The sequence below is a fragment of the Kribbella sp. NPDC002412 genome (assembly GCF_053592935.1).
This window is the reverse complement of sequence record NZ_JBSFBL010000141.1, coordinates 1-1,425: the sequence shown is the minus strand read 5'-3', so window position 1 is coordinate 1,425 and position 1,425 is coordinate 1. Positions and strand designations below refer to the sequence as shown.

The window sequence follows — 1,425 nt, the reverse complement described above, 5'->3', positions numbered from 1 at the left end:
GCCGTGCCGCGTCGCGGCGCGGACCTTCTTGACGATCGGCGTCGTCGGCTGGCTGTGCGGGATGCGGACGGTGTACAGCGCTCCCCCGCGCGTCGTCACGAGCAGTGTGTCGTAGGTCGCCGTACGGCTGAACAGAGCCATCGTCTTGACCGCGGCGAAGCCACTGAAGATGCCGTTGCGCGTCCAGACCGGCTTGTCGTTCACGTACCGCACCACCCAGCGGTACAGCGTGCCGTCGGAGTGCAGCCCGTAGTGCCATTCGCCCGGCTCCGCGTCCGAACCCAGCGGCTGCGACGTCACCAGCGCCCGGAACCCGGTCCAGCCACCACCGATCCGGATCAGCCTGCTGTTGTTGGGCACCTCGGACGAGCTGTCCACCCAGTAGGTGAAGTTGTAGAGCACGTCGCCCGCGACCAGGTAGCCGCCGAAGCCCTGGGTGTCCCAGCCGGCGTCCGGGTTCACGAACCAGTCCGAGTAGAAGCGGACCGGCAGGTTCAGCACGCCGCGGCCACTGGTTTTGTCAGTGCGCTTGATCGGCTTGGTCGCCTCCAGGTAGCTGCTGAAGTGGTCACCGGCCGTCGCGGACGCGGCCGTGACGGTACACGGGACCGTCGCACTGGGTGCGGCTGAAGCCGGCGTGGTCATCAGCGCCCCGGTGACCGCCAGGCCGGTGGCCGCGGCGAGCGTACGTCGCATTCGTGCTCCTCATTCTCCGAACAGTGGGTCGTCGTAGTAGCTGGACCAGCGGTAGTTGACCGCGTCGCCGAAGGTGGCCGGGACCTTGCCGAGGCCCTTGATCACCGTTGCGGTCCCGTTCGCGTGCCCGACGGCGTCCAGGTGACCGGACTTGGTGTCCTTGTCGATGCCGAGCAGCAGCGAGCCGTACTGACCGCAGCGGTTCGCGTTCAGGGTTTCGAAGCCTTGCCAGGTGCTGGTCCGCACAACCGGCTTCATCGGCGAGCTCAGTGGGACTCGGACCGTGTAGAGCGCCCCACCCCGGGTGTTGACCAGCAGGGTGTCGTACGTCGACGTACGGCTGCCGGGCACCGCCGTACCCGCCGCACCGGCAGCCGAGGCGGCGGGTGGCAAGGGCGGCCGTCAGCATCAGACCGGCCGCCGCGGCAAGCGTGCGTCGCATGATGTCCCTCCGCCAGAACAGACCGTTGTTCCTTGCGATGCACGGGCGACGGGGAAAGTTGCATTGCCCGAAAGTGTCGGCGCGATGGGTGAGACTGGGGTCATGTTGCTCACCGAGGTGGTCGAGACGTCGGCCGCGCTGGCCGGGACCCGGTCGCGGCTGAAGAAGGCGGAGTTCATCGCCGGGTTGCTGACGTCGGCGACCGACCCGCTGGAGACCGAGATCGCGGTGATACTGCCGCCGGGTGCAGATGATCTTCCAGGACCCGTTCGCGTCGCTGAACCCGA

General features: G+C 67.9%; 3 protein-coding genes. 1 reads left to right on the top strand and 2 read right to left on the bottom strand.

Annotated features, from left to right (window positions below; all coding sequences use genetic code 11):
• Positions 1-696, bottom strand: a 696-nt coding sequence (locus tag ACWCOV_RS41770; protein ID WP_449834926.1) for a hypothetical protein, incomplete at its 3' end; no start/stop codon positions are given.
• 9 nt (positions 697-705) lie between these two features.
• The gene (locus tag ACWCOV_RS41765) at positions 706-1,089 is read right to left on the bottom strand and encodes a hypothetical protein (protein ID WP_449834925.1); all 384 of its coding nucleotides are present in this window, start codon (positions 1,087-1,089) and stop codon (positions 706-708) included.
• A gap of 151 nt (positions 1,090-1,240) precedes the next feature.
• Between ACWCOV_RS41765 and ACWCOV_RS41760 the strand changes: the two genes are divergently transcribed.
• A partial coding sequence (locus ACWCOV_RS41760) for a hypothetical protein (protein ID WP_449834924.1) occupies positions 1,241-1,425 on the top strand: 185 nt, incomplete at its 3' end.